Annotated in this window: 1 protein-coding gene; it reads right to left on the reverse strand. The window is 40.5% G+C overall.

The window, feature by feature from the left end; genetic code table 11:
• Positions 1-234: 234 nt before the first annotated feature.
• Entirely contained in the window at positions 235-1,212 is a 978-nt protein-coding gene (locus ACED29_RS21125) for a transposase (protein WP_371698689.1), read from the reverse strand.
• Positions 1,213-1,285 lie beyond the last annotated feature (73 nt).

Here is a 1,285-nt window from a genome sequence, read left to right on the forward strand (position 1 = left end):
AACCACTACAATGCCACCCATTTTAATTATGAATTAACAAAATGCCTTTTCAGTTTGATTGCGATAACCCTTACCACGATTCAAATTTAAATAATTGAACGTAAATCATCAATAAACTAAACGTGTTGTTGAAAAAGGAGACTCTTCTGTAAATTTAAAGCAGCTCTAGTGGCTTGATATCAATCAAGCTGAAAATGATGTAGTTGTTGTCGTTTGTGTTTTAGACGTTAGCGATTAAGCACACAGCCAACGCTGGCAGTTTGATGCACCTTGTCGTCGTTTTCGCTCTAAGTGTTCACAATATTCTGTTAATGCCGGTAATCCGCCTACTGCGCCTTTAAATAATGAGCCAAACTCTGTAGTGATTTTCAGCCAGTTTTCAGCTGGAATATTGAGTCTATTAAGAATATCTTGGCTACTGACACTAATGGCACCGTGCTTATCTTCTCGAATAATACGACCCGTATCTTCCACCAGCACGATATAGTCTTTTACACTGAACATCAGCCCATTTGGCATATCTAGCTGTTCATTACCGACAAAAGGCAGTAATGCTTTGGGGGGTTCACCTTTTATCGCTGAATATATTCGACGTTGAATGCTGGTGTAGTCTGAAGTTTCGGGGGTAGTGGCCATTTTGGCGCGAATAGGATTCAAGTCGACATAAGCCATACAACTCATCACTGCCGCTTCATCTAATAATGCTTGCGATTTAAACCGCCCTTCCCAGAATCTGCCAGTACATTTATCTTCTTTGTTGGCCATTCGCGCAATCAGCTCACTTAAGGAGCGCATAAACCAACTGATATCAACTAACCGTTGGCGATACTCTATAATACATTCATTGACAGTCTTAAGTTCAAATTCGTTTAGGTCTTCACCTTTCACAAACTTCTGTGTCAGTAATGTGCCTTCAAAGCTTTTGTGCCATTGCATAAGCACGTCTTTATTTGACCAGTGTTTCGCTTTATCTGCATCCACTTTAACGACTACATGCAAATGATTACTCATCACGGAGTAAGCACAGATATCTATGGCAAAGATGGTGGCAAGCTCAAGAATTCGAGAGTCAACCCACTCACGCCTATGCTCAAAGTTTTCACCGGTTGAATGATCAATACCACACAAAAAAGCCTTACGTACCACTCGTGAACAGCAGTGATAATAAGGTGTGTCATCTAGGCTAACTATTGTCTGTCTTGGTCTGGCCATCTTCAAATACCATTTAGGAAGGGTAAATAAAGCGTAGTTTATTGGTTGATATTTAGCCGGAAATCATGGATGG

This window comes from Shewanella sp. 5S214 (genome assembly GCF_041439795.1).
GTDB lineage: Bacteria > Pseudomonadota > Gammaproteobacteria > Enterobacterales > Shewanellaceae > Shewanella > Shewanella vesiculosa.

Coding starts and splice junctions, on each gene's coding strand:
- ACED29_RS21125 (WP_371698689.1), bottom strand. CDS start 1,212: ATGGCCAGACCAAGACAGACAATAGTTAGCCTAGATGACACACCTTAT.